Raw genomic sequence first — 22,009 nt, 5'->3', positions numbered from 1 at the left:
GGCAAGCTGCGAGCAGGCGAACATGAGGAAGGTGGTCGCAAGATGCCGCACGAGGTACAGGGAGTCATCTCGAGGGCGAAAGGTGAACCGGTTTCGCTGGAGACCGTGCTCGTCCCGGATCCGGGTCCTGGCGAAGCGGTCGTGTCCGTCAAGGCGTGTGGCGTGTGTCACACCGATCTGCACTACCGCGACGGCGGCATCAACGACGACTACCCGTTCTTCCTCGGCCATGAGGCCGCGGGATATGTCGAGCAGGTCGGCGAGGGCGTCACCGAGGTCCAGCCCGGTGACTACGTCATCCTGAACTGGCGTGCGGTCTGCGGCACCTGCCGGGCCTGCCGGCGCGGCCGGCCGTGGTACTGCTTCACCACCCACAACGCCGCCCAGCCGATGACGCTCGCCGACGGCACGAAGCTCAGCCCGGCGCTGGGCATCGGCGCGTTCGGCGACAAGACGCTCGTGCACGCGGGCCAGTGCACCAAGGTCAGCCCCGAGGCCGAACCCGCCGTCGCCGGCCTGCTCGGCTGCGGCGTGATGGCCGGCATCGGCGCGGCGATCAACACCGGCGCGGTCGGCCGCGGGGACACCGTCGCGGTGATCGGCTGCGGTGGTGTCGGTGACGCGGCCATCGCGGGTGCCCGGCTCGCGGGCGCCGGCAAGATCATCGCCGTCGACATGGACGAGCGGAAGCTCGACTGGGCGAGGGACTTCGGCGCCACGCACACGTTCAACTCCCGCGGCAGGACCGAGGACGAGGTGGTCGAAGCCATCCAGGACCTCACCGGATCCTTCGGCGCGGACGTCGTGATCGACGCCGTCGGGCGCCCGGAGACCTGGCGGACCGCCTTCTACGGCCGGGATCTGGCCGGCACCGTGGTGCTCGTCGGCGTGCCCACCCCGGACATGCGCCTGAACGACATGCCGCTCATCGACTTCTTCGCGCGCGGTGGCTCGCTGAAGTCCTCGTGGTACGGCGACTGCCTGCCCTCGCGCGACTTCCCGATGCTGGTGGACCTGTACCTGCAGGGCCGGCTGCCGCTGGACAAGTTCGTCACCGAGCGGATCGGGGTCGACGGCGTGGAGCACGCGTTCGAGCGGATGCACAGGGGCGAAGTGCTGCGCAGCGTGGTGGAGTTCTCCTGATCTTCCGCGATCACGACTATCCGGCCGATCCCTATCCCGGGGCTCGGCCGGGCAGCTCGTTCGTACACCGTGACGGGTGCGGGTACGCGCTGCCCGGCGAACTCGACCACACCGGCCGCATCCCGGTGCTGGCCTACGGTTCCAACGCCTGCCCGTCGAAAATCACCTGGCTCCGCGAGAATCTCGGCCTGGCCGGGGATGTGCTCGTCGTGCGGGCGGAGTGCACCGGCCTGTCGGCGGTGTGGGCCGCGGGTTTCCGGGAGCGCGACGGGCAGCGGCCCGCGACACTGGCCGCGTACCCCGGAGTGGTGGAGACGCACGCGGTGTGGCTGGCCACGCCGGATCAGGTCGCGGTGCTCGACGTATGCGAAGGGCGCGGCAAGCGTTATCACCTGGCACGCCTGAAAACCGGGGTTTCGCTGTGGAACGGGATGCGGCTCACCGAGGTTTTCGCCTATGTCGGCGCGAGTCCGGAGCGGATGCCCCTGCTCGTCGATGGTGCCCCTGTGCGCATGGAAGACGTCCCGCAAGGGAAAATCCGGTCGTTGAACGGCGTTCCGGCGCCCTCGCATGGGCTGGACATCGTGATCGTCTAATATCGCCCGCCTGAAACCTGAAGAGGGCACGGTGACACATGGACGACGACGGGCACACCGCGTTCAGACCGTACCACCAGCTGTCTTCCGAATCCCGGCGCGAAAGTGCACGGTCATCTGCACGCGCATCGAGCCTGGCGAACGCACGCGCGCGGCAGGGTACGGCACGCGTCGCCGACGACCTTCTCCTCGACGCGGCAAGGCAGTGCGTACTCGCGACCGGGCTGCGGCGCGCGACGCTCGCGGAAATCGCGCGCACCGCGAAGGTCAGCCGGATGACGTTGTACCGGCGCTTTCCGGACGTGCGCAGCGTGCTTTCGGCCCTGATGACGCGCGAATTCGGCGCGTTGCTGCACCGGGCGAGCGCCGAGGCGGCGAGCGCGGGCACCGCGCGGCAACGGCTCGTGCGCAGCGCGGTCGCCGCGGTACACCTGCTCAACGGCGACGATCTCGTGCGCACGCTGATCGACGTGGACACCGAACTCCTGTTGCCGTACCTCGTCGAGCGTCTCGGCGGCACGCAGCGGGTCGGCGAGCAACTGGTCCTGAGCTACCTCGAAGCGGGCCGCGCCGACGGCTCGATCCGCGACGGCGAACTGCACGTGCAGGCGCGCGCCGTGGTGCTGGTGGTCCAGTCCTTCGTGTTGTCGTTCCGTGCGGCCACCCGTGACGTCGAGAAGAGCGCGTTACTCGGCCAACTGGCACATCACCTGGACTCGGCGCTGCGCCCCTAGACTTGCCAGATCATTCGGTTTTTGCAACATTGGCTTGCATGAGCCCGGTGAAACGTGGCGAGGGGGACTCAATTGCCGGATCTGGAAATCGACCGGGTGTCCAAACGCTACGGTGACGTGGTCGCGCTCGACTCGGTGTCCTTCACCGTGCGCTCCGGGGAGCTGTTCGGGTTCGTCGGCAGCAACGGCGCCGGGAAGACCACCGCGATGCGGATCGCGCTCGGCGTGCTCGCGGCGGATTCCGGCCAGGTGCGGTTCGGCGGCGAACCGGTGACGCACGAGACCCGCACCAGGTTCGGTTACATGCCCGAGGAACGCGGCCTGTACCCGAAGATGAAGGTGCTGCCCCAGCTCGTGTACCTGGCCGAACTGCACGGCCTGAGCACGAACGAGGCGCATCGCAGCGCGGAGAACTGGATCGCCAGGCTCGGGCTCGCCGAACGCCGGCTCGACGAGGTGCAGAAGCTCAGCCTCGGCAACCAGCAACGCGTCCAGCTCGCCGCCGCCCTCGTGCACGATCCGTCCGTGCTGGTCCTCGACGAACCGTTCTCGGGGCTCGATCCGATCGCCGTGGACGTGATGAGCGACGTGCTGCGGGAGAAGGCGGCGCGCGGGGTGCCGGTCGTGTTCTCCAGCCACCAGCTCGACCTCGTCGAGCGGCTGTGCGACCGGATCGGCATCATCCGAAGTGGACGGCTGGTCGCCTGCGGCAGCGTGGCGGAGCTGACGGGCGGTGCCGGCACCCAGCTGGTCGTGCACGCCCCGGCCGCGAGTCCGGGGTGGGCCAAGCGGATTCCGGGCGTGCGCGTGGTGAGCGAGGAGCCTGGGGGCACCGTGCTCGACCTCGAACCGGAGGTGGACGACCAGACCGTGCTGGCGGCGGCCCTCGCGACCGGTCCGGTGCGCGAATTCGGGCGGCGGCGGCCGACGCTGGCCGAGCTGTTCCGTCATGTCGTCACGGGGGGAGAACGATGACGGTTTCACCGTGGAAGGCGATCACGCTGGTCGCCAAGCGCGAGCTGAACACCAGGCTGCGCACCCGGTCGTTCGTCGTCGGCACCGTCGTCATCCTCGTCGCGCTGGGCGGATACCTCCTGTTGCAGGCCAACCTGTTCGGCGGCACCAACAAGGCGAAGGTCGGCTTCACCGGCCAGACGACCGCGATCGCCGGGCAACTGCGGACCGCCGCCGCACAGGTCGGCAAGGAGGTTCAGACCAGTGTGGTGCCGGGCCAGGGGCAGGGCCAGGCGGAGGTGGCGAGCGGTGACCTCGACGTGCTGGTTTCCGGGAACGCGGCCGATCTGCACGTGCTGGTGAAGTCCGATCTGGACCCGCAGTTGCGCGCGCTGCTGAACGGGATCTCGCGGCAGCAGGTGCTCAACGCGAAGCTGCTGGAGGGCGACCTCGATCCGGCGCAGGTGATGCGCGAGGTGGACAGCGCACAGGTCACCGTGTCCACGGTCGAACCACCCGACCCCGGCCGTGGCCAGCGGCTCGCGATCGGGCTGATCACCGTGTTCCTGCTGTTCTTCGGCATCCAGACCTACGGCGCGTTCGTCGCGCAGGGCGTGGTCGAGGAGAAGGCGAGCCGGGTGGTGGAGTTGCTGCTCTCGACCGTGCGGCCGTGGCAACTGATGCTGGGCAAGGTGCTCGGCCTCGGGCTGGTCGGCCTGGTGCAGATCGTGATCCTGGCCGCCGTCGGGCTCACGATGGCCCGTTCGACGGGCGTGCTCACGCTGTCCGGGGTCGCGACCGGGACCGTGCTGTGGGGCGTGGTCTGGTATGTGCTGGGCTTCTTCCTCTACGCCACGGTGTATGCGGCGGCCGGTTCCCTGGTGTCGCGGCAGGAGGACGCCGCGTCCGTCATCACCCCGGTCACGATGGTGCTCACCATGGGTTTCGTGGTGGGATTCAACGTCATGGTGCAGAACCCCGACGGCGGCACGACGCGCGTGCTTTCGCTGATCCCGCTGTTCTCCCCGATCCTGATGCCGGGCCGGATGGCACTCGGCAACGCGGCGGGCTGGGAGGTCGTGGCGTCACTGGCCCTGACTCTCGCGCTGGGTTCGCTGCTGACGTGGGTGGGCAGCCGGATCTACCGGAATGCCGTGCTGCATACGGGAAGCCGCCTCAAGCTCGCCGCCGCGCTGCGCGGCTGAACCGCCCTCCCGAACGCGGGAGGGCGGTGTCGTAAGTGGACTCAGCGCTCGCTGATGGCGAGGTAGTCGCGCTGCTTCTCGCCGGTGTAGATCTGCCGCGGGCGACCGATCTTCGTGGCCGGGTCCTGGATCATCTCCCGCCAGTGCGCGATCCAGCCGGGAAGCCGGCCGAGCGCGAACAGCACGGTGAAGAACTTCGTCGGGAACCCCAGCGCCCGGTAGATCAGGCCGGTGTAGAAGTCGACGTTCGGGTACAGCTTCCGCTCCACGAAGTAGTCGTCGGAAAGCGCTGTCTCCTCGAGCGTCTTGGCGATGTCGAGCAGATGGTCGTTGACGCCCAGCTTGTTCAGGATCTGGTCGGCCGTCGTCTTGATGATCTTCGCGCGCGGGTCGTAGTTCTTGTAGACCCGGTGCCCGAAGCCCATCAGGCGGACGCCCTGCTCCTTGTTCTTCACGCGGTTGACGAACTGCGCCACATCACCGCCGTCGGCCTTGATGCCCTGCAGCATCTCCAGCACCGCGCTGTTCGCGCCGCCGTGCAGCGGGCCGAACAGGGCCATGATCCCGGCCGAGATGCTGGCGAACAGGTTCGCCTCCGACGAGCCGACGAGCCGGACCGTCGAGGTCGAACAGTTCTGCTCGTGGTCGGCGTGCAGGATGAACAGCAGGTCGAGTGCCTTGGCGATGTCCGGGTCGACCTCGTACGGTTCGGCCGGCAGACCGAAGGTCATCCGGAGGAAGTTCTCCACCAGCCCGAGCGAATTGTCCGGGTAGAGGAACGGCTGCCCGACCGACTTCTTGTAGGCGTACGCCGCCAGCGTCGGCACCTTGGCCAGCAGGCGGACGGTCGACAGCTCGACATTGGGCTCGTCGAACGGGTTGAGCGAATCCTGGTAGAAGGTGGACAGCGCGGAAACCGCGCTCGAAAGCACCGGCATCGGATGCGCGTCACGCGGGAAGCCGTCGAAGAAGCGCTTCAGATCCTCGTGCAGCAGGGTGTGCCGGTTGATCTTCTGGGTGAAGTCTTCGAGTTGCTCCTGGGTCGGTAGCTCACCGTAGATAAGCAAATAGGAGACCTCGAGGAAAGACGAGTTCTCCGCAAGCTGCTCGATGGGGTAGCCGCGATAGCGCAGAATGCCCGCGTCGCCGTCGATGTAGGTAATGGCGGAGGACGTGGACCCGGTGTTGACGAATCCCGGGTCGTAGGTGATGTACCCCGTCGACGCCAGCAGCTTGCCCAGTTCGATACCGGGAGCGCCCTCGACGGCGTTGACCACCTTAAGTTCGTGCTCGCCGGTCGGCAGGCGCAGCGATACCGTGCTGCCGCCGGACGCCGCAGTCGCGTCGGACATGCAAGTCCCTCTCACGGTCACACGGGCCGGCGGCGCCTGCAGGTCGCACAGGCGGCCCTTCGTGCGTGACACTCAATCCGGGCCTCGCCGCACACCGCCCCGCTGGGGTATGAATTCGCCTCTTACGCTAGTCGAACGAGACGGCCTCGCGCAGCCGTTGTGTTACCCAGAGCAAACCGTTGGGATCAGATTCACACCATCTCCTCAGCTTCCGGCGGCTCCGCCCCGCTGCGCGAAACCGTGATCGCCGCCGCGGCGGCCGCGTAGCCCAGTGCCGCCCGCCAGTCGTCCGCGCCCAATTGCGTGACCGCGCGCACATCCCGCTGATGCAGCCACGCCAGCAACGCGCCCTGCACGGTGTCACCCGCGCCGATCGTGTCAACCAGTCGCACGGGCACGGACGGGACGGAAACCTCGCCGGAAGCGGTGTGCACCGCGACCCCGTCGGCACCCTGCGTGAGCACGACGGCGTCCACTCCGGCGTCGAGCCAGGTTTTCGCGGCTGTCGCCGGATCGGCTCCGCCGGCGAGCCACGCGGCGTCGTCATCGGACAGTTTCAGCAGGCGGACGTCCGGCAGCCAGGAACGGAACCGGGCGCGGTACGCCCCGGGGTCGGCGATGAGATCCGCGCGGATGTTCGGGTCGAGCGAGGTGAGCACACCGCGGGCGGCCTCGCGGCGCAGCATCGTCTCGTAGGTCGTGGCGCCGGGCTCGAGGACCATGCCCAGCGTGCCGAGGCACAGGGTCGTCACGTCGCCGGGCAGCGGGCCCGGGTCCGCGACCAGGCGGTCGGCGGTGCCCTCGGTGTAGAACGTGTAACTCGCCGAACCGCCCTCGTCCAGCGCGACGACCGCGAGGGTCGTGGGTTCCGGACCGGACTGCACCATCGATACATCGACACCCGATGCGGTCAGCCGCTCGCGGAGCGCCTGCCCGAACCGGTCCGACGAAATCCGCGACAAGAACGCCGTCGGCGCGCCCAGCCGCGAGGCGGCGAGCGCCACGTTGTACGGCCCGCCACCGAGCCGCGGCAGCAGCGACGTCAGACCATGGTCCACTTTGGATTCACCGGGCACCAGGTCGACCAGCGCCTCACCACCAACTACCAGCACGTTGGCAGCTTACTTGCTCGCCAGACCCCCCAGAAGCAGCTCCGCCAGCGCGGTGAAGGCCTCGGCGTCGGACACCCCGGTGCGAGCGCCGACGACCCCGGTCTGGATGCCCTCGATGAGCACTCCGGCCATCTCCGCGATGAGCGTCGCGTGCACGTCGCGGAACACGCCGTCCTCGACGCCCCGAGCGATGAACGACCGGATGCGCCCGGCCGCGGCGCGGCTGTTCAGCTCGTACGCCGCGCGAGCGGGCGCGAAGTCGTTGATGTCACGCATGAACGAGGGCGACGCCCGATGAAGGTACTCGGCGATCCCGTCGAGATAGGCGCCGATGATCTCGCGGGCGTCGCTGAGTTCCGCGATCCGCTTCTCCATCACGTCGACCGCGCCGCGGAAGAAATGCGCGACGACGCGGACCGCGAGCTGCTCCTTGCTCGGCGCCAGCGCGTACAGCGTCGACTTCGAGCAGTGCATCTTCGCCGCGAGGTCGTCGAGCGTGAAATGGACGAACCCCTCGGCCAGGAACAGTTCCTCTAGCTCGGCGAGCAACACCCGCTGCCGGGCGGTCAGCTGCCTGCCACCCGGTGCGCGCAACGGGATGCGATCTGCCATCCGGACACCGTATGTGCTGTACTGTGGTCGATTACAGAGTACTGTTGAGAGTACGCTCCCGGAGGCCGCGATGCCCGTCGAACGCCTGTTGCCGGACCGTGAGTCCGAGGACCTGCTCGCGCTGGCGATCGAACTCGCGCGCGAGGAACTCAAACCGCATGCCGCGGCGTACGAGGAGGCCGAGCGCTTTCCGCGCGAGCAGTTCCGGACGCTGGGCAAGTCGGGACTGCTGGGGTTGCCGTACCCGGAGCGCTGGGGCGGCGGCGAGGTGCCGTACGAGGTGTACCTGCAGGTGCTCGAGGAGGTCGCCGCCGCGTGGATGTCGATCGGCGTCGGGCTGTCGGTGCACACGATGTCGTGCTTCGCGCTCGCGCACCACGGGACGGACGGGCAGCGTGACCGCTGGTTGCCGGCGATGCTGGAAGGCGAACTGCTGGGCGCGTACGCGCTGTCGGAGCCGCACGCCGGTTCGGACGCCGCCTCGCTGTCCACCCGCGCGACGCTCGACGGCGACGCGTACGTCGTCAACGGGACCAAGGCGTGGATCACACATGGCGGGCAGGCGGACTTCTACACGACGATGGTCCGCACCGGCCCGGACGGGATCTCGTGCCTGCTCGTCGACGGGAAGACGCCCGGCCTGGCCGCGGCCGCACCCGAACGCAAGATGGGGCTCACCGGGTCCACGACCACCCAGATGATCTTCACCGGCGCACGCGTGGACGCGGACCGCCTGATCGGCGCCGAGGGCACCGGCCTGCGGATCGCGCTGTCCTCATTGGACTCCGGCCGGCTTGGGATCGCCTCGTGCGCGGTGGGTCTGGCACAAGCGGCGCTCGACGAGGCGGTGGCGTATGCCAAGGGCCGCAGCCAGTTCGGGAAGCCGATCATCGAGTTCCAGGGCCTGGAATTCCTGCTCGCCGACATGGCCGCGGCCGTCGATTCGGCCCGCGCCACCTACCTCGACGCCGCCCGGCGCCGGGACCGAGGCCTGCCCTTCCGCCGGCAGGCCTCGATCGCAAAGCTCGTCGCGACCGATGCGGCGATGAAGGTGACCACCGACGCCGTCCAGGTCCTCGGCGGGGCCGGGTACACGCGCGACTTCCCGGTGGAACGGTACCTGCGCGAGGCGAAGGTGCCGCAGATCTTCGAGGGCACGAACCAGATCCAGCGGATGGTCATCGCCAGGGACCTGAAGAGCGTCCGGTTGCCGTGAGGGACCCCCTCATGCCCTTTTCGGCCGTGAGGGACCCCCTCACGGCAACGGAGGTGATCACTCCCGGTACTGGCGATCCACGACCACGCCCTCACCGCGCGCCTCGTCGAACGTGTACACCTCACGCCCGCGGACGAACACGCGCAGCGCCCGGTTCATGACGTCCAGAGGGTCCCCGGACCAGATGACCACATCCGCGTCCAGTCCGGGTTTGAGGGCACCGACCTTGCCGTCCAGCCCGAGCATGCGCGCCGGGTTCACGGTCAGCGCGTGCAGCGCGGCGTCCGGGTCCAGACCATCCTTCACGGCGAGCGCCGCCTGGTACACAAGGAAGTTGATCGGCACGACCGGATGGTCCGTGGTGATCGCCAGCTGCACCCCGGCCCTGGCCAGGACACCGGCGGAGCGCAGCGTCCGGTTGCGCAGTTCGACCTTCGAGCGCGTGGTGAACAGCGGTCCGAGGATCACCGGAATCCCCTTCTCCGCCAGCACATCCGCGATCAGATGCCCTTCGGTGCCGTGGTTGACGACCAGCCGGTAGCCGAACTCCTCGGACAGCCGGATCGCGGTGATGATGTCGTCCGCGCGGTGGGTGTGCTGGTCCCAGTAGAGCTCCCCGGCGAGTACCTCGGCGAGGGTCTCCAGCGTCAGGTCGGTGTCGAACGGCTTGCCTTCCGACCTCGCGTGCTCGCGCTGGGCGGCGTAGTTCCGCGCCTTCGTGAACGCCTCGCGGATGATCGCCGCGACGCCGAGGCGGGTCGATGGCGTCACCTTCTTGTCCCCGTAGACGCGCTTCGGGTTCTCGCCGAGCGCGCTCTTCACGCTCACGTTCTCGGCGAAGACCATGTCCAGCGTGGTGCGGCCCCAGGTCTTCACCGCGATGGTCCGGCCGCCGATCGGGTTGCCCGAACCCGGCTTGACCACGACGCTCGTCACCCCGCCGGACAGCGCGTCGTCGAACCCGACGTCCGACGGGTCGATGCCGTCGATCGCGCGGAACCGGGCGCCGTTCGGGTCGGTCATCTCGTTGGTGTCGTTACCCGACCAGCCTTCGCCCTCCTCGTGCACCCCGAGATGAACGTGCGCGTCGAGAAACCCGGGCAGCACCCAGGACCCCGCCGCGTCGATGAGCTCCGCTTCGTCGGGAATGTCGACGTCGGCATCCGTGCCGACGGCGACGATCTTCCCGTCCTCGATGAGGACCGTGCCCCCGTCGATCGGCTCACCGTCGACCGGCACCACGTAACCGCCCACAATCGCGCTCGCCATGGTTCGACACGCTAACGAACCGCGTTCACCGGCGTGCTCCGAGGGCGGGCCTTCTCCAGGTGGACCAGCTCATAGCCGGCTTCCGGGGTGCGGTGGGTCTCGGTGTAGCCGAGCGACGCGTAGAGCGCGAGCGGGCCTGCCGAATGCTGGCCGGTGAACAGGAGCAGCGTGGTGACCTCGGGCGGGAGCAGGACTTCGACCGCGAGCATGAGCGACCGGCCGAGCCCGCGGCGCTGCTGGTCCGGGGCGACCACGAGCCGCCCTACTTCGCCGATCTCACCGCGCACGCGCGCCCGGACGCTCGCGACCAGCCGCCCGGAATCCCTGATGCCCCAAGCGAGAAGCGCGGGATCGCGGAGAGCCGCGCGCACGTCTTCGAGCGTGTCGAGCAGCGGCACCAGGTCCACGTTCCGATGCGCCCGTGCCTCCTGCACGTAGGCGGCGAGCTGGAGCGTGAGCAACTCGCCCGCGTCGGGCTCGCCGAGCCTGAGGGGATCAGCCGTGGACACGGATACCCCAGCTGCCGGTCCACGACGTGCCCGGTTCGAGCTCGACGAGGTCGGTGCCCGAGTTGAGCGCGTCCGCGGGACAGGTCATCGGCTCGATCGCGATCGCGCGGCCCCGGCCGACGAGGTCGGCCGGGGTGAACACCTGCACCCACTTGAAGTCGGGCCCGGTCCACACGTCGAGGCGCTTGTCCCCGCTCGCGAGCACGTGGTGGTGCAGCCCGTCCTCGCTCAGGGTCAGCCCGCCGAACGCGGTATCGAGATCCATGCGGCTGACCGGAGTGCCCGCGCTGAAGTCGTATTCGGTGCCCTCGACGTCCCGTTCCGGGGCGTACGGCAACTGCTCGTCGGCCTCGTAGGGGCGGACCCGCGTCGCGGAGAGCGTCAGGGTGAGCTCGTCGGTGGGCACGTCGCCGATGCGGAAGTACGGGTGTGTGCCGACCCCGACACCGATCTCGGACTCGCCCTCGTTGCGGATCTCGTGCGTGACGGTCAGCTCGCGGGGCGCGAGCGCGTAGGTGATGCGGGCACGCAACGGCACCGGCCAGCCCGGTTGAGCCTCGACGTCGATCTCGAACGTGATCGAGGATTCGGCGTGCTCGACGAGCGTCCACTCGCGGTGCCTGGCCAACCCGTGGATGGCGTTGCCACGCGCCTGTTCGGTGACCTCCAGTTGTTGCTTCTCCCCGTGGAAGGTCCACTGCCCGGCCTTCGTGCGGTTCGGCCACGGCAGCAGCACTTGGCCGGCGCCCTTCGGCGGTTCGGCGTCGGCGTCGAAGGTCTCGAGGTAGGGCACGCCGTTGATCTCGAATGCCCGCAGCCCGGCGCCGATCTCGGTGATCACGGCGCGAGCGGAGCCGCGAGCGATCTCGAACTGCTGTCCCGTGGGGTTGGCCATGGCGCCGACTTTAGCGATCTCTTGACTAACTAGACCGGTCGTCATAGTCTCAAGCCCATGGTTCGCCGCACCGATACCCGCCAGCGGATGCTGGAGTCCGCCGCCGATCTCTTCCACACGCAGGGCTACCACGCGACCGGGCTCAACCAGCTGGTGACCGCGGGTGGCGCCCCGAAGGGCTCGCTGTACTTCCACTTTCCCGGTGGCAAGGAGCAACTGGCCGCGGAAGCCGTCGCGGTCTCGGGCGCACGCCTGGCCACGACGCTGCGGGACCTACTCGACGCCGCGCCCGACCCCGAATCAGCGATCACCACCGTCATCGACACGCTGGCGACAACCCTGGAAGAGTCCGAATTCCAGCGCGCGTGTCCAATAGCGACAGTCGCGATGGACGTCGGCGCGGAAAGTGAGCGGATCCGCGAAGCCTGCGCCGACGGCTACTCATCCTGGCAACGGATCATCACCGATTATTTTGTGCGGCAAGGATTCGACGTCGAGCGCGCGGAATCGCTGAGCCTGTTCGCGCTCAGCTCGATCGAGGGCGCGCTCATGCTCGCGAAGGTCAAGCGGCACGCCGGTCCGCTCCGGGCCGTCGCCAATCACCTGCGGCTCTTCCTCCAGAAGGAGAACTGATGCGCGTCCACCATTTCAACGCGGGCACCATGCGACCGGCCGGCGGCCGGCTCATCGACGGGCGCGGCGGTCTCGGGCACCGGGCCGAGCTGATCTGCCATTGCCTGCTGGTCGAAGCCGGTTCCGAACTGGTGCTCGTCGAGACCGGAATGGGCACCCCCAGCGTGCGGCGGCCGGGCGAGTGGCTGGGGAACGCGTTCGTCCAGCTGGTCGGCGCCCGTCCCTCGCTCGCGGAAACGGCCGTGGAGCAAGTGAAACGGCTCGGGTACGCGGTCGAGGACGTCCGCCATGTCGTACTCACGCATCTCGATCTGGACCACGCGGGCGGGCTGGTCGACTTCCCGGAGGCGACCGTGCATGTGTACGAGGAGGAGCTGCGGACGCTGCGGTCACCGGCGAGCGCAGCCGAACGCTGGCGGTACCGGGGGGTGCAGTTCGAGCATGGTCCTAAGTGGATGTCCTATGCGGACCTCGGCGAAGAATGGTTCGGCTTCGGGGCGGTGCGGGAGCTGAAAGGCCTGCCGCCGGACATCCTGCTGGTTCCGCTGGCCGGGCACACGCGCGGGCATGCGGGCGTCGCGGTGTTGAGTGACGACGGCTGGCAGCTCAACGCCGGTGACGCGTACTTCTTCCACGACGAGATCGATCCGGTGCGGCCGTACTGCCCGCCCGGACTCGCATTGTTCGAGCGGAAGGTGCAGATGGTTCCCGCGCAACGGCGGGAAAACCAGCGCCGGCTGCGAGAGTTGCGACGGGACCACCGCGAGGTGACCGTGTTCTCCGCGCATGACCCGGTGGAACTGCGGCGGCTGAGCTGACCGTCACCGGGCCGGCGGGATGACCTCCCACCGGCCCGCGTTCGGATCCACGCCCGGGGTGTACGGCACCACCTCGGCGTCCGGATCCGTTGCCAGGCCGGCCGACCGCATCATGTCCAGCGCGGCCGCGTCCCCGAGCGCGTCCCCCAGGACGTTCACCCCTTCGGCCAACGCGGCCTGCTGGGCCCGGTGCGACAACTCCACGATCTGCGCGCCCAGCTCCTCCGCGCCCAGCCGCAGCGCGGACTCGTCGAGCTTCAAGTCCTTCAGCGCGCCGTGCACATCGACCGTCACGCGAACGTCGTCCGCGCCGTTGTAGGCCCAGCCGCGCAGTTCCGCGAGCCGTGCGGGCAGCTCCGCGGTCAGCCTCAACCGCTCGTCGGCGTCGGCGACGAGGCGTTCCGCCGTGCGTCTGTCGTTCATCCTCGGGTCCAGTCGCGTTCGAAGTCGTCGTCGGAGGCCAGCTCCGGGTCGAAACCGAGGCCGAGCTTCTCGCCGACCTGCTCCGCTTCCCGGCCCAGCAGCTGCGCGAAGCGCTGGTTCGCTTTCGCCGTCGCATGCGCGGCGACGGAAACCACGGTTTCCGCAAGGTACGGCGCGCCGTACCGCATCGCTTGCGGGCTCAGCTTCACCGACCGCAACCGCCCGCCGATGCCGACCTCGACGGTCACCCCGTCCGCACTCGCCTTGCCCACTATCGCCGCGAAATCGTTCATGCCGAAGGCCTGAACACACCCAGCAGCGGCTCGCCCGCGTTGCTCGTGCGCAGCGGGACGACATGGCACACGTCACCGGTGTGCGGCTCCTCGACCATCTGCCCGTTGCCGATGTACATCGCGACGTGCCCGCTCCAGATGACCAGGTCACCGGGCTGGATGTCGTGGATGTCGACCTTCTGCCCGATGGTCTGCGTCGCGGCCGTGCGCGGGATCTTGATCCCCGCCTGGCCGTACGCCCACTGCGTCAGCCCGCTGCAGTCCATCCCGCGATTCGGATCCGTTCCGCCCCAGACGTAGGGCAGCCCGAGCCTGGACAGCGCCGCGCGCACGGCGATCGCGGCCCGCTCGTTCGGCGCGTTCACTGTCTGGCCGCCGGGGAGCTTGATCTGCGGCCCGCTGCCGTACTGGTCCGAGGGCGGGAAGGTCATGGCGTGCCCGCTCGACGGGGCACTCCCGCCGCCGCTGTACTCACCGCCGCCTCCGCCACCGCCGCTGCTGACGCCGCTCGTGCGCGAGCCGAGCGGGCCGGCCGGCGGAGCCGACGCGGGCGCGGTGGCGTTCATGCCGCTCATCAGGTCCTGCAAGCGGCCCTTGGCGGCGTTGACGATGTCCGCGGCTTCCTTCGCGTACTTCGCCGACATACCCGCGATCACCGCGCGGGCCTGCATCTCGGCGCCGGGATCCTTGCTGCTCGCGGCCGCTTCCGCGAGCGTGCGGGCGTCGGCGTCGAATTCCCTGAGCAGCGCCTGGCACTGCTGCTGCGCGTCCTTGACCAGGCTCGTCGCGTCACCGATGGTCCGCGCCGTCGACGACGCCCAGTTCGACGCGTCGTCGAGGGCCTGCGTATGTTCCTTGGCCTTCACGCCGAACAGGTCACCGCGGTCGCCGACCCAGTTGCCCCGCAGCTTGCCCGCCTCGGTCTGGTGCCGCGTGCCGTAGTCGGCCAGGGATTTGGACAGCGCGTGCAGGTCCGCCTGCGCCTTGTCGGACGCGCCGGTGTCCCCTTCGAGCTTGTCCGCCGCCTCCTTGATCGGCGCCTCGTAGGGCGCCAGGTCGATCGCCACGCGGGCCCCCTCAGCCGAGTATCCGGCGGAACGTTTCGCCGAATTCGTGCTCGTCGTACTCGTAGTCGTTCTTCGCGGTGGCTACGGACTGGCCGAGGTCGTGCACGCTGCCCGCCACGGAGTGCACGTGGGTGTGCATCCGGTCGAGATGGTCCGCGAGCGAATCGTGCAGGCCGCTTTCGCGCCCGAGGTCGCCGAACAGGTTGCCGGGCAGCGACAGGTTGCCCGCGAGGTGCGTCTTCGCGGCGCCCACGATGTCGCCCGAGAGTGTCCCGGCGTGCGAGTCGTATCGCGCCAGGTCAGCGGGGTCGACGGAGATCCCGGCTGGAGGCTGCCTGGGCGACGACGGCGAAGCCCCGCTCATGCCAGCCGACCGGGGTGGGCCCACGCTGTGGCGTGCTTTTTCGCCACCGCAGGGGACGGTGTCCCGCGAGATTCAGCCATGCCGGATATGGTGCCCCATCGGGCGGCCACGCGCGGGTGAAACCGCCTATTCGACCACCGCGCCGGCCCGGTACCGCCAGAACGCGGGCAGCAGCGCGATGGCGACCGCGATCAGCACGATGACCAGCAGTCCGCCGCTTGTCGACGCGGCCGCGGTGCCGAGCCCGGCCCCGGCCCAGCCATGCGTGACGTCCGCGATCCGCGGCCCACCCGCGACGACGACCGTGAAGGCGCCCTGCATGCGGCCACGCATCTCATCGGTCGCGGCGGCCTGCAGGATGGACTGGCGGTAGATGGCGCTGACCATGTCGGCCGCCCCGCCGATGACTAGGAAGGCGATCGCGAGCCACAGCGCGTGCGCCAGCCCGAAGCCGGCGATCGCCGCGCCCCACGCGCAGATCGCGACCACGACCGCGACGCCCTGGCGGCGGACCCGGCCGAGCCAGCCCGACAGCAGCCCGATCAGCACCGAGCCGATCGGGATCGCGGCGTACAGCCAGCCCAGCGCGAGCCCGCCGCCCGCCGGGTCGCCGAAGGTCCGCTCGGCCATCTCGGGGAACAGCGCCCGCGGCATCCCGGCGACCATCGCGATGATGTCCACGACGAAGCTCGCGAGCAGCACCTTCTGGGTGCCCATGTAGCGGAAGCCGTCGATCACGTCCCGCAACCCGGCGCGGCGCACCTGGCCGGACAGCGGCGGGAGCGCGGGCAGGCGCCACACCGTGTACAGCGTGAGCACCAGCGCGATCGTGTCGAGGAGGTAGAGCGTCGGCAGGCCCAGCACCGGCATCAGGGCACCGGCCGCCATCGGGCCGAAGATCGTGCCGAACATGTTCATCGTGCCGGACAGCGCGGTCGCGGCCGGTAGCAACTCCGGCGCGACCAGTCGGGCCACGATCGCGCTCCGGGTCGGCATGTTGATCGCGAAGAACGCCTGGTTGAGGGCGAGAAGCGCGAGCACCAGCCAGACGGAGCCGATGTTCAGCCAGGCCTGGAGCCACAAGAGCGCGGAGATGACGGCGATACCGGCGTTGCCGAACAGCAGCAGCTTCCGGCGGTCGACGGTGTCGGCGATCGCGCCGCCCCACAGGCCGAACACGAGCAGCGGCACGAGCGCCACGGCGCCGGTGAGACCGACCCAGCCCGAGGAGCCGGTGAGGTCGAAGACCTGCTTCGGCACGGCGACGGTGGTCAACTGGCTGCCGATGGCGGTGACCGCGGTGCCGATCCAGAGCCGCCGGAAGGCCGGTACCTGCAGCGGCTTCGTGTCGATGACGATGTTCCCGAACCGCCTGCGCTTACTCCCGGCCCCCGCCTCGACACTCACAAAACACCAGGTTAGCGGAGCTAAGGAGTTGAGCCGATGTGATTTTCCGTGGAGTGGGAGGGCTCAGCGAGAAGGAGGCAGTGCGGCGCCATTATCGACCGGGCGCGGCACAGCGCAGTCCGTTCTGTTCTCCTGCGTCGGCCATCCGATCGTCATAGGTGATCACCAGGTCCGCATCGAGCAACATGGCGGACGCGACATGGATCACGTCGAGTGAGCGGAAACGGTTCGGGTTCAGGCGTTGGCTGAGACTGACGACCTCGTCGCCGACCGAGTACTCGGCGACGCCGGACATGGCGTCGTCAACGAAGTCCGCCGCAGCGGCGTAACCGGTGGCGAACCGCGCGCGGATGGCCCGGCTCACCTCGATCGACGCCAACCGAGACGACACCAGGGCCGCGTGCTGGTCGACGTGGTCGCGCAGCGCGACCCTCAGGTACTCGGACTCCGGCTCATCGATGACCCGCTTGAGCAATGCGCTGCTGTCGAGGTAGACGCGCATCAGGTGCGGTCGTCGCGATCGAGCAAGTCCAGGCTGCTCTCACCCTGCTCCAGGTGTAGCCGCGGCCGTACATCGCGGAACGGGACACGCGGTGGCGCGACCTTGCCACGGGCGATCAATGGATCGACATGGTCAGCCTGGCTCGGGATCAGCCCGAGGTACTTCCCGACTGCTTCACGCAGGATATGCTGCTGCGAACGCCCGGTGCGCTCGGCCTCAGCCCGCAAGGCTGCCTCCGCCTCGCCACCCAGCCGCAAGTTGGTCGCCATACAAAGGTGGTACCGATCCAACACCACGCGCGGTACCGCCTCGTACTGGTTGGTGTGGAGCCCGCCAACCTAGGGCGCCACCCGCTGCACGATCCAGCCGTCGTGGGTGCGGACGTAGCGCAGCCTGTCGTGCAGGCGGTTCTCCTGCCCCTGCCAGAACTCCACCGTGTCCGGCTTGATCCGCCAGCCGCCCCAGTGCGGCGGGAACGGGATCTCCTCGACGTCGGCGAACCGGCGCTCGATCGAGTTCAGCGCGTTGTCCAGCTCGCGCCTGCTGCGGACCACCTGCGACTGCGGCGAAGCCCACGCACCCAGCTGCGAACCACGCGGCCGCGAGGCCCAGTACGCGGCCGTCTCCTTGATGTCCACCTTCTCGACCTCACCCCGCACGGTCACCTGCCGGTGCAGCGCGTACCACGGGAAGGTCACCGACGCGTACCGCGTCACGGTCAGATCGTGGCTCTTCGACGAGGTGTAGTTCGTGTAGAACACCACCCCGCGTTCGTCCAGCCCCTTGCACAGCACCGTTCGCGAGGACGGGCGCCCTTCGGCGTCCGCGGTGGCCAGTACCATCGCGTTCGGTTCGGCGACACCCGCGGCGACGGCCCGGTTCAGCCAGCTCTGCAGCTGTTCCGTCCAGGTATCCGCCAGATCGTTCTCGTCCAGCGAGTCCCCCTCGTAGGCGACCCGCATCCCCGGCAGACGTACCGCCGCGTCGTCGATGTCACCGACCTCCGGCATCTGGAACCTCCGCGCCCGCGCGTGCGTGAGACAAGTGGATGAAGGATGACGTTAGGGCCTGCGACCTCCGGGCGGAACCCGCCGAACGGTGACGCCTACCACGACGCTTTGCCCAGCGCCGCTCTGGCTCGATCAAGATCCCGCCCCGCCGTCACCGCGTCGAGTGCCAGCGCCGTGATGAGCACACCGCCGGCCGCGAGCGGGGTCAACGACCACCATTCACCGCCGGCAGGCTTGGTCGCCTCCTCGCCGCCGACCAGCAACTCCGTTGCCAGCACCCGCCATCCCGCGAGATGCGCCAGGCTGTCCAGAGATCCAACGTCCAACGTCTGGTGAAGGACCGGCAGCCCGGCACGTTCGATCCGCTGAGTGCTTCGCAGCAGACCGGCCCGTTCGCCCTCGCGGCCGAGGACGAGGACCTCCCGCGTGTGCAGCTTCGCCCCGTCCTCCAGCGTCGCGAACAGTTCCGCGGTGTGCCGGGCCCGCGAGGTCACGACCGTGGGCTCCGGCAGGTACTCGAGCACCCCGCCCCGCTCGACCTCCACGCGCACCGTGAACCGGCTCCTGCCGCCGCCCTGCCCCGGCAGCGCGAGCGTCGCCGCGACCCCCGACAGGCGCAGCCGCGCCCCGGGCCCGACCCGCACCGACAACCGCAGCTCATCCCCGCCGAGCGGCGAGCTCGCGGAGTTGACCAGGTGCACGATCGCGTCGCCGCTGGTGCGTTTCGGGATCAGCATGAGCGGCGACATCGATTTCAGCTCCGGCAGCACGGTGCGCCCGTCGCGGTACTCGGCCACCAGCCGGGCGTCGGCCCTCATCCCAGCTGCTTACGAACCCAGTCGACGACCTCGGGCGCGTCCGGAGTGTCCACAAGGGACTGGGTGATGACCGGCAGCGCACCGCGCATCCGGTGCGCGTCGGAGGTCATCACGTCCAGGTCCGCGCCGACGAGATGGGCGATATCGATCTTGTTGATCACCAGCAGATCCGCGGTCGTGACTCCGGGACCGCCCTTACGCGGCACCTTGTCCCCGCCCGCGACGTCCACCACGAACACCTGGCTGTCCGCGAGACCGCGGCTGAACACCGCCGTCAGGTTGTCACCGCCGCTTTCGATGATCACCAGCTCGAGGCCGGGAAAGCGCTCTTCGAGTCGCTCGACGGCGTCGAGGTTCGCGGTGATGTCGTCGCGGATCGCGGTGTGCGGGCACGCACCGGTCTGCACGGCCTCGATGCGCTCGACGTCGAGCACGCCCGCATGGCGCAGGAAGTCCGCGTCCTCGGTCGTGTAGATGTCGTTGGTGACCACGGCGAGGTTCAACTCGTCGCCCAGTGCCCGGCACAGCGCGGCGACCAGTGCGGTCTTCCCGCTGCCGACCGGACCGCCGATGCCGATCCGGAACGCGCGGCCGTGCTTCGGCGCGGCCTCGTGGTGATCGGGTTCGGCGACCGTGGGATCGAAGTTCACGGCGTGGAAATGACCATGCCCGTGCTCAGCTGGCAAAGAGACGCACCTCTTCCTTGTGATGCCGAAGATGCGCTTCGGCGAGCAGATCCAGCGCCGGGGCGCTGGACGCGGGCAGCTCCGCGGGTTCGGCGCCCGCGGTGGCGGCGGCTTCGTCGGCGACGGCTTCCAGCGCCGGCGCCGATCGTGCCACGATCGCGTTGACCCGCAACGGGTCGAACCCGAGCAGCCGCACCGCCGCGCTCGCCGGACCGGAGACCGACAGGTACGCGACGGCCAGCGCCGCCTCGCGCGGCAGGCCGCCACCGGCCCCCACGAGCGCCCCGGTGATGATCGGATGGTGCGGCCGCGGCGTCACGGCGAGCAACTCCCCGACCGCGGGCCAGGCGATCCGCCCCGCCCGTGCGGTGCCCCGCCCCTGCGCGCGCGAAGCCTCGCGCTGCGCGAGCGAAGGCGTGCGCGCGTCGAACTCCGCGTCGAGCCGCACCCAGTGTCCACTATGGACGCGGCGGCGGGCCGCGTGTGCCGCGGCGGCGGCGAACGCGGCGCCCACCAGCCCCACGGTCCACAAGCGACCGTGCAGGAACGCGGGCAGCTCCTCCTCGGCGGTCACGAGCCCGCGCGCGACGACCTCCTCGAGGCCGCCCGAGTGGACATGCCCGCCGCCGGGGAAGCGGGAGTCGGCCAGCAGCAGTGCGGTGACGTCCATCAGAAAAGAAAGTACCGCTGCGCCATCGGGAGTTCTTCCACCGGCCGCGGCTCGATCAGTTCGCCGTCGACGTGCACGGAGAAACTGTCCGGGTCCACCCGCACGTCGGGCATCGCATCGTTGAGCACCATGTCCGCCTTGCCGACCGCACGGGTGTCCTCGATCGCCACCAGCCGCCGCCGGAGCCCGAACGTGCCGGCCAGATCGGCCTTGATCGCCGCCTCGGTGACGAAGTGCAGGCTGGTCTCCGCCGCGACGGGCGTCTGCGCGCCGAACATCGGGCGCGCGAGCACCGGCTGCGGGGTCGGGATCGACGCGTTCGCGTCGCCCATCGCCGCCCACGCGCCGAACCCGCCCTTGAGCACGACATGCGGTTTCACACCGAAGAACTTCGGCTCCCACAGCACAAGGTCGGCGAGCTTGCCGACCTCGACCGAGCCGATCTCGTGCGCCATCCCGTGCGCGATCGCCGGGTTGATCGTGTACTTGGCGACGTACCGGCGGGCACGCAGGTTGTCCGCCGCCCCGTCACCGGGCAGCGAACCGCGGCGGCGCTTCATCGCGTGCGCGGTCTGCCAGGTCCGGATGATCACCTCACCGATCCGGCCCATCGCCTGCGAGTCCGAACTGATCATCGAGATCGCACCCAGATCGTGCAGCACGTCCTCGGCCGCCATCGTCGTGGGCCGGATCCGGCTTTCCGCGAACGCGAGATCCTCCGGCACCGACGGGTTGAGATGGTGGCACACCATCAGCATGTCGAGATGCTCTTCGAGCGTGTTGACCGTATGCGGCCTGGTCGGGTTCGTCGAGGAAGGTAGGACGTTGGACAACGACACGACCTTGATGATGTCCGGCGCGTGCCCACCACCGGCGCCCTCGGTGTGGTAGGCGTTGATCGACCGCCCGGCGATGGCGTCCACAGTGGACTCGATGAACCCAGCCTCGTTCAGCGTGTCCGTGTGGATGGCCACCTGCGCGCCGTACTCGCCGGCCACGGCCAGCGCGGCGTCGATCGCCGCCGGGGTCGAACCCCAGTCCTCGTGCAGTTTGAGCCCGCCCGCACCGGCCTCCAACTGCTCACGCAACGCCTCATGCCGGACGGTGTTTCCCTTTCCCAGCAACATGACGTTGACCGGCATACCGTCCATCGAGCGCAGCATCCGGCCCAGGTTCCACGCGCCGGGCGTGACGGTGGTGGCCTTGCTGCCCTCCACCGGCCCCGTACCACCGCCGACGAGCGTGGTCAGCCCGGCCGCGAGCGCGGTGTCCACAAGCTGTGGACAGATGAAATGGACATGGCAGTCGATCCCGCCCGCGGTGAGGATCTTTCCGTTGCCCGCCAGCACTTCCGTCGACGGCCCGATGACGAGCGCCGGGTCCACCCCGTCCATCGTGTCGGGGTTGCCCGCCTTGCCGATCCCGGCGATCCGGCCGTCGCGGATGCCCACGTCGGCCTTGACGACACCCCAGTGGTCGAGGATCACCGCGCCGGTGATCACCAGGTCCGGGGCGCCCTCCGCGCGGGTGGCCATGCCCTGGCCCATCGACTCGCGGATGACCTTGCCGCCGCCGAACATCACCTCGTCCCCGGCGCCGGGGCCCATGCTGCGGTCCTCGGTGACCTCGATGAGCAGGTCGGTGTCGGCGAGCCGCACTCGGTCGCCGACCGTCGGCCCGAAAAGCTCGACGTACCGCCCACGCTCGACGCCGCTCATGCG

The 22,009-nt window shown here is 69.4% G+C and carries 26 protein-coding genes; 8 read left to right on the top strand and 18 right to left on the bottom strand.

Annotated elements, in window-relative coordinates; all coding sequences use genetic code 11:
* The first annotated feature begins 42 nt into the window (after window positions 1-42).
* The 5 genes from FG385_RS07220 (at window position 43) to FG385_RS07200 (ending at window position 4,632) form a co-directional block, all read left to right on the top strand.
* Window positions 43-1,143: an S-(hydroxymethyl)mycothiol dehydrogenase gene (locus FG385_RS07220; protein ID WP_139095822.1), complete on the top strand. Its 1,101-nt coding sequence runs from the start codon at window positions 43-45 to the stop codon at window positions 1,141-1,143.
* 125 nt (window positions 1,144-1,268) lie between these two features.
* Window positions 1,269-1,739, top strand: a complete 471-nt coding sequence (locus tag FG385_RS07215) for a gamma-glutamylcyclotransferase (protein ID WP_456061868.1) — start codon at window positions 1,269-1,271, stop codon at window positions 1,737-1,739.
* Window positions 1,740-1,777: 38 nt separating this feature from the next.
* On the top strand, window positions 1,778-2,473 hold the full coding sequence (locus FG385_RS07210; RefSeq protein ID WP_139095821.1) for a TetR/AcrR family transcriptional regulator: 696 nt from the start codon (window positions 1,778-1,780) through the stop codon (window positions 2,471-2,473).
* Between the two features lie 72 nt (window positions 2,474-2,545).
* Window positions 2,546-3,448 (top strand): ABC transporter ATP-binding protein, encoded by a 903-nt coding sequence (locus FG385_RS07205; RefSeq protein ID WP_139095820.1) that lies wholly within the window; start codon window positions 2,546-2,548, stop codon window positions 3,446-3,448.
* On the top strand, window positions 3,445-4,632 hold the full coding sequence (locus FG385_RS07200; protein ID WP_139095819.1) for an ABC transporter permease: 1,188 nt from the start codon (window positions 3,445-3,447) through the stop codon (window positions 4,630-4,632). The genes FG385_RS07205 and FG385_RS07200 overlap by 4 nt, the downstream gene beginning before the upstream one ends.
* A 41-nt stretch (window positions 4,633-4,673) precedes the next feature.
* Here the strand turns inward: FG385_RS07200 and FG385_RS07195 are convergent, their stop codons facing one another.
* The 3 genes from FG385_RS07195 to FG385_RS07185 all read right to left on the bottom strand — a co-directional run bounded on the left by FG385_RS07195 (window position 4,674) and on the right by FG385_RS07185 (window position 7,708).
* Window positions 4,674-5,984, bottom strand: coding sequence for a citrate synthase (locus tag FG385_RS07195; RefSeq protein ID WP_139095818.1), 1,311 nt, complete (start codon window positions 5,982-5,984; stop codon window positions 4,674-4,676).
* Between the two features lie 191 nt (window positions 5,985-6,175).
* Entirely contained in the window at window positions 6,176-7,096 is a 921-nt protein-coding gene (locus tag FG385_RS07190) for a carbohydrate kinase family protein (RefSeq protein ID WP_139095817.1), read from the bottom strand.
* Between the two features lie 9 nt (window positions 7,097-7,105).
* Window positions 7,106-7,708 (bottom strand): TetR/AcrR family transcriptional regulator, encoded by a 603-nt coding sequence (locus tag FG385_RS07185; RefSeq protein ID WP_139095816.1) that lies wholly within the window; start codon window positions 7,706-7,708, stop codon window positions 7,106-7,108.
* A gap of 70 nt (window positions 7,709-7,778) precedes the next feature.
* On the opposite strand from FG385_RS07185, the gene FG385_RS07180 reads away from it, so the two are divergent.
* A complete protein-coding gene (locus FG385_RS07180; protein WP_139095815.1) occupies window positions 7,779-8,924 on the top strand; it encodes an acyl-CoA dehydrogenase family protein in 1,146 nt (381 codons plus the stop codon).
* A gap of 57 nt (window positions 8,925-8,981) precedes the next feature.
* Here the strand turns inward: FG385_RS07180 and FG385_RS07175 are convergent, their stop codons facing one another.
* The 3 genes from FG385_RS07175 to FG385_RS07165 are packed head-to-tail and all read right to left on the bottom strand — an operon-like array spanning window position 8,982 to window position 11,597.
* Window positions 8,982-10,193: an amidohydrolase gene (locus FG385_RS07175; RefSeq protein ID WP_139095814.1), complete on the bottom strand. Its 1,212-nt coding sequence runs from the start codon at window positions 10,191-10,193 to the stop codon at window positions 8,982-8,984.
* An 11-nt stretch (window positions 10,194-10,204) separates the two neighbouring features.
* A complete protein-coding gene (locus FG385_RS07170) occupies window positions 10,205-10,702 on the bottom strand; it encodes a GNAT family N-acetyltransferase (protein ID WP_139095813.1) in 498 nt (165 codons plus the stop codon).
* The gene (locus tag FG385_RS07165) at window positions 10,689-11,597 is read right to left on the bottom strand and encodes an aldose 1-epimerase family protein (RefSeq protein WP_139095812.1); all 909 of its coding nucleotides are present in this window, start codon (window positions 11,595-11,597) and stop codon (window positions 10,689-10,691) included. Before FG385_RS07165 ends, FG385_RS07170 begins: the two co-directional genes overlap by 14 nt.
* 57 nt (window positions 11,598-11,654) lie before the next feature.
* Between FG385_RS07165 and FG385_RS07160 the strand changes: the two genes are divergently transcribed.
* Together FG385_RS07160 and FG385_RS07155 are read left to right on the top strand one after the other, a co-directional pair.
* Window positions 11,655-12,230, top strand: a complete 576-nt coding sequence (locus FG385_RS07160) for a TetR/AcrR family transcriptional regulator (RefSeq protein WP_139095811.1) — start codon at window positions 11,655-11,657, stop codon at window positions 12,228-12,230.
* Window positions 12,230-13,048: an MBL fold metallo-hydrolase gene (locus tag FG385_RS07155; protein ID WP_139095810.1), complete on the top strand. Its 819-nt coding sequence runs from the start codon at window positions 12,230-12,232 to the stop codon at window positions 13,046-13,048. The genes FG385_RS07160 and FG385_RS07155 overlap by 1 nt, the downstream gene beginning before the upstream one ends.
* Window positions 13,049-13,051: 3 nt before the next feature.
* Here the strand turns inward: FG385_RS07155 and FG385_RS07150 are convergent, their stop codons facing one another.
* The 12 genes from FG385_RS07150 to FG385_RS07095 form a co-directional block, all read right to left on the bottom strand.
* Complete coding sequence (locus FG385_RS07150; protein WP_139095809.1) at window positions 13,052-13,471, bottom strand: YbaB/EbfC family nucleoid-associated protein; 420 nt, start codon at window positions 13,469-13,471, stop codon at window positions 13,052-13,054.
* Window positions 13,468-13,764: a hypothetical protein gene (locus FG385_RS07145; protein ID WP_139095808.1), complete on the bottom strand. Its 297-nt coding sequence runs from the start codon at window positions 13,762-13,764 to the stop codon at window positions 13,468-13,470. Before FG385_RS07145 ends, FG385_RS07150 begins: the two co-directional genes overlap by 4 nt.
* Window positions 13,761-14,831, bottom strand: a complete 1,071-nt coding sequence (locus FG385_RS07140) for a C40 family peptidase (RefSeq protein ID WP_139095807.1) — start codon at window positions 14,829-14,831, stop codon at window positions 13,761-13,763. The genes FG385_RS07145 and FG385_RS07140 overlap by 4 nt, the downstream gene beginning before the upstream one ends.
* Before the next feature lie 10 nt (window positions 14,832-14,841).
* Window positions 14,842-15,195 (bottom strand): hypothetical protein, encoded by a 354-nt coding sequence (locus tag FG385_RS07135; protein ID WP_160148739.1) that lies wholly within the window; start codon window positions 15,193-15,195, stop codon window positions 14,842-14,844.
* Between the two features lie 126 nt (window positions 15,196-15,321).
* On the bottom strand, window positions 15,322-16,602 hold the full coding sequence (locus tag FG385_RS07130) for an MFS transporter (RefSeq protein WP_139095805.1): 1,281 nt from the start codon (window positions 16,600-16,602) through the stop codon (window positions 15,322-15,324).
* 91 nt (window positions 16,603-16,693) lie between these two features.
* The gene (locus FG385_RS07125) at window positions 16,694-17,104 is read right to left on the bottom strand and encodes a type II toxin-antitoxin system VapC family toxin (protein WP_139095804.1); all 411 of its coding nucleotides are present in this window, start codon (window positions 17,102-17,104) and stop codon (window positions 16,694-16,696) included.
* Window positions 17,104-17,373, bottom strand: a complete 270-nt coding sequence (locus FG385_RS07120) for a hypothetical protein (protein ID WP_139095803.1) — start codon at window positions 17,371-17,373, stop codon at window positions 17,104-17,106. Before FG385_RS07120 ends, FG385_RS07125 begins: the two co-directional genes overlap by 1 nt.
* Window positions 17,374-17,442: 69 nt before the next feature.
* Complete coding sequence (gene pdxH, locus FG385_RS07115) at window positions 17,443-18,114, bottom strand: pyridoxamine 5'-phosphate oxidase (protein WP_139095802.1); 672 nt, start codon at window positions 18,112-18,114, stop codon at window positions 17,443-17,445.
* A 95-nt stretch (window positions 18,115-18,209) separates the two neighbouring features.
* Window positions 18,210-18,932: an urease accessory protein UreD gene (locus FG385_RS07110; protein ID WP_139095801.1), complete on the bottom strand. Its 723-nt coding sequence runs from the start codon at window positions 18,930-18,932 to the stop codon at window positions 18,210-18,212.
* A complete protein-coding gene (gene ureG / locus FG385_RS07105; protein WP_139095800.1) occupies window positions 18,929-19,618 on the bottom strand; it encodes an urease accessory protein UreG in 690 nt (229 codons plus the stop codon). Before ureG ends, FG385_RS07110 begins: the two co-directional genes overlap by 4 nt.
* Window positions 19,608-20,288, bottom strand: a complete 681-nt coding sequence (locus FG385_RS07100; RefSeq protein WP_139095799.1) for an urease accessory protein UreF — start codon at window positions 20,286-20,288, stop codon at window positions 19,608-19,610. Before FG385_RS07100 ends, ureG begins: the two co-directional genes overlap by 11 nt.
* Window positions 20,288-22,006 (bottom strand): urease subunit alpha, encoded by a 1,719-nt coding sequence (locus tag FG385_RS07095; protein WP_139095798.1) that lies wholly within the window; start codon window positions 22,004-22,006, stop codon window positions 20,288-20,290. The genes FG385_RS07100 and FG385_RS07095 overlap by 1 nt, the downstream gene beginning before the upstream one ends.
* Between the last annotated feature and the right edge of the window lie 3 nt (window positions 22,007-22,009).

It is taken from the genome of Amycolatopsis alkalitolerans (genome assembly GCF_006152065.1).
Lineage (GTDB): Bacteria > Actinomycetota > Actinomycetes > Mycobacteriales > Pseudonocardiaceae > Amycolatopsis_E > Amycolatopsis_E alkalitolerans.
The sequence above is the reverse complement of the archived record's forward strand: the minus strand, read 5'-3'. Positions and strand labels throughout refer to the sequence as shown.

Excerpts from the sequence above, each read along its gene's own strand:
- FG385_RS07220 (WP_139095822.1), top strand. The coding sequence starts at position 43 with ATGCCGCACGAGGTACAGGGAGTCATCTCGAGGGCGAAAGGTGAACCG.
- FG385_RS07210 (WP_139095821.1), top strand. The coding sequence starts at position 1,778 with ATGGACGACGACGGGCACACCGCGTTCAGACCGTACCACCAGCTGTCT.
- FG385_RS07200 (WP_139095819.1), top strand. The coding sequence starts at position 3,445 with ATGACGGTTTCACCGTGGAAGGCGATCACGCTGGTCGCCAAGCGCGAG.
- FG385_RS07195 (WP_139095818.1), bottom strand. The coding sequence starts at position 5,984 with ATGTCCGACGCGACTGCGGCGTCCGGCGGCAGCACGGTATCGCTGCGC.
- FG385_RS07185 (WP_139095816.1), bottom strand. The coding sequence starts at position 7,708 with ATGGCAGATCGCATCCCGTTGCGCGCACCGGGTGGCAGGCAGCTGACC.
- FG385_RS07180 (WP_139095815.1), top strand. The coding sequence starts at position 7,779 with ATGCCCGTCGAACGCCTGTTGCCGGACCGTGAGTCCGAGGACCTGCTC.
- FG385_RS07175 (WP_139095814.1), bottom strand. The coding sequence starts at position 10,193 with ATGGCGAGCGCGATTGTGGGCGGTTACGTGGTGCCGGTCGACGGTGAG.
- FG385_RS07165 (WP_139095812.1), bottom strand. The coding sequence starts at position 11,597 with ATGGCCAACCCCACGGGACAGCAGTTCGAGATCGCTCGCGGCTCCGCT.
- FG385_RS07160 (WP_139095811.1), top strand. The coding sequence starts at position 11,655 with ATGGTTCGCCGCACCGATACCCGCCAGCGGATGCTGGAGTCCGCCGCC.
- FG385_RS07155 (WP_139095810.1), top strand. The coding sequence starts at position 12,230 with ATGCGCGTCCACCATTTCAACGCGGGCACCATGCGACCGGCCGGCGGC.
- FG385_RS07150 (WP_139095809.1), bottom strand. The coding sequence starts at position 13,471 with ATGAACGACAGACGCACGGCGGAACGCCTCGTCGCCGACGCCGACGAG.
- FG385_RS07145 (WP_139095808.1), bottom strand. The coding sequence starts at position 13,764 with ATGAACGATTTCGCGGCGATAGTGGGCAAGGCGAGTGCGGACGGGGTG.
- FG385_RS07135 (WP_160148739.1), bottom strand. The coding sequence starts at position 15,195 with ATGAGCGGGGCTTCGCCGTCGTCGCCCAGGCAGCCTCCAGCCGGGATC.
- FG385_RS07125 (WP_139095804.1), bottom strand. The coding sequence starts at position 17,104 with ATGCGCGTCTACCTCGACAGCAGCGCATTGCTCAAGCGGGTCATCGAT.
- FG385_RS07120 (WP_139095803.1), bottom strand. The coding sequence starts at position 17,373 with ATGGCGACCAACTTGCGGCTGGGTGGCGAGGCGGAGGCAGCCTTGCGG.
- pdxH (WP_139095802.1), bottom strand. The coding sequence starts at position 18,114 with ATGCCGGAGGTCGGTGACATCGACGACGCGGCGGTACGTCTGCCGGGG.
- FG385_RS07110 (WP_139095801.1), bottom strand. The coding sequence starts at position 18,932 with ATGAGGGCCGACGCCCGGCTGGTGGCCGAGTACCGCGACGGGCGCACC.
- FG385_RS07100 (WP_139095799.1), bottom strand. The coding sequence starts at position 20,288 with ATGGACGTCACCGCACTGCTGCTGGCCGACTCCCGCTTCCCCGGCGGC.
- FG385_RS07095 (WP_139095798.1), bottom strand. The coding sequence starts at position 22,006 with ATGAGCGGCGTCGAGCGTGGGCGGTACGTCGAGCTTTTCGGGCCGACG.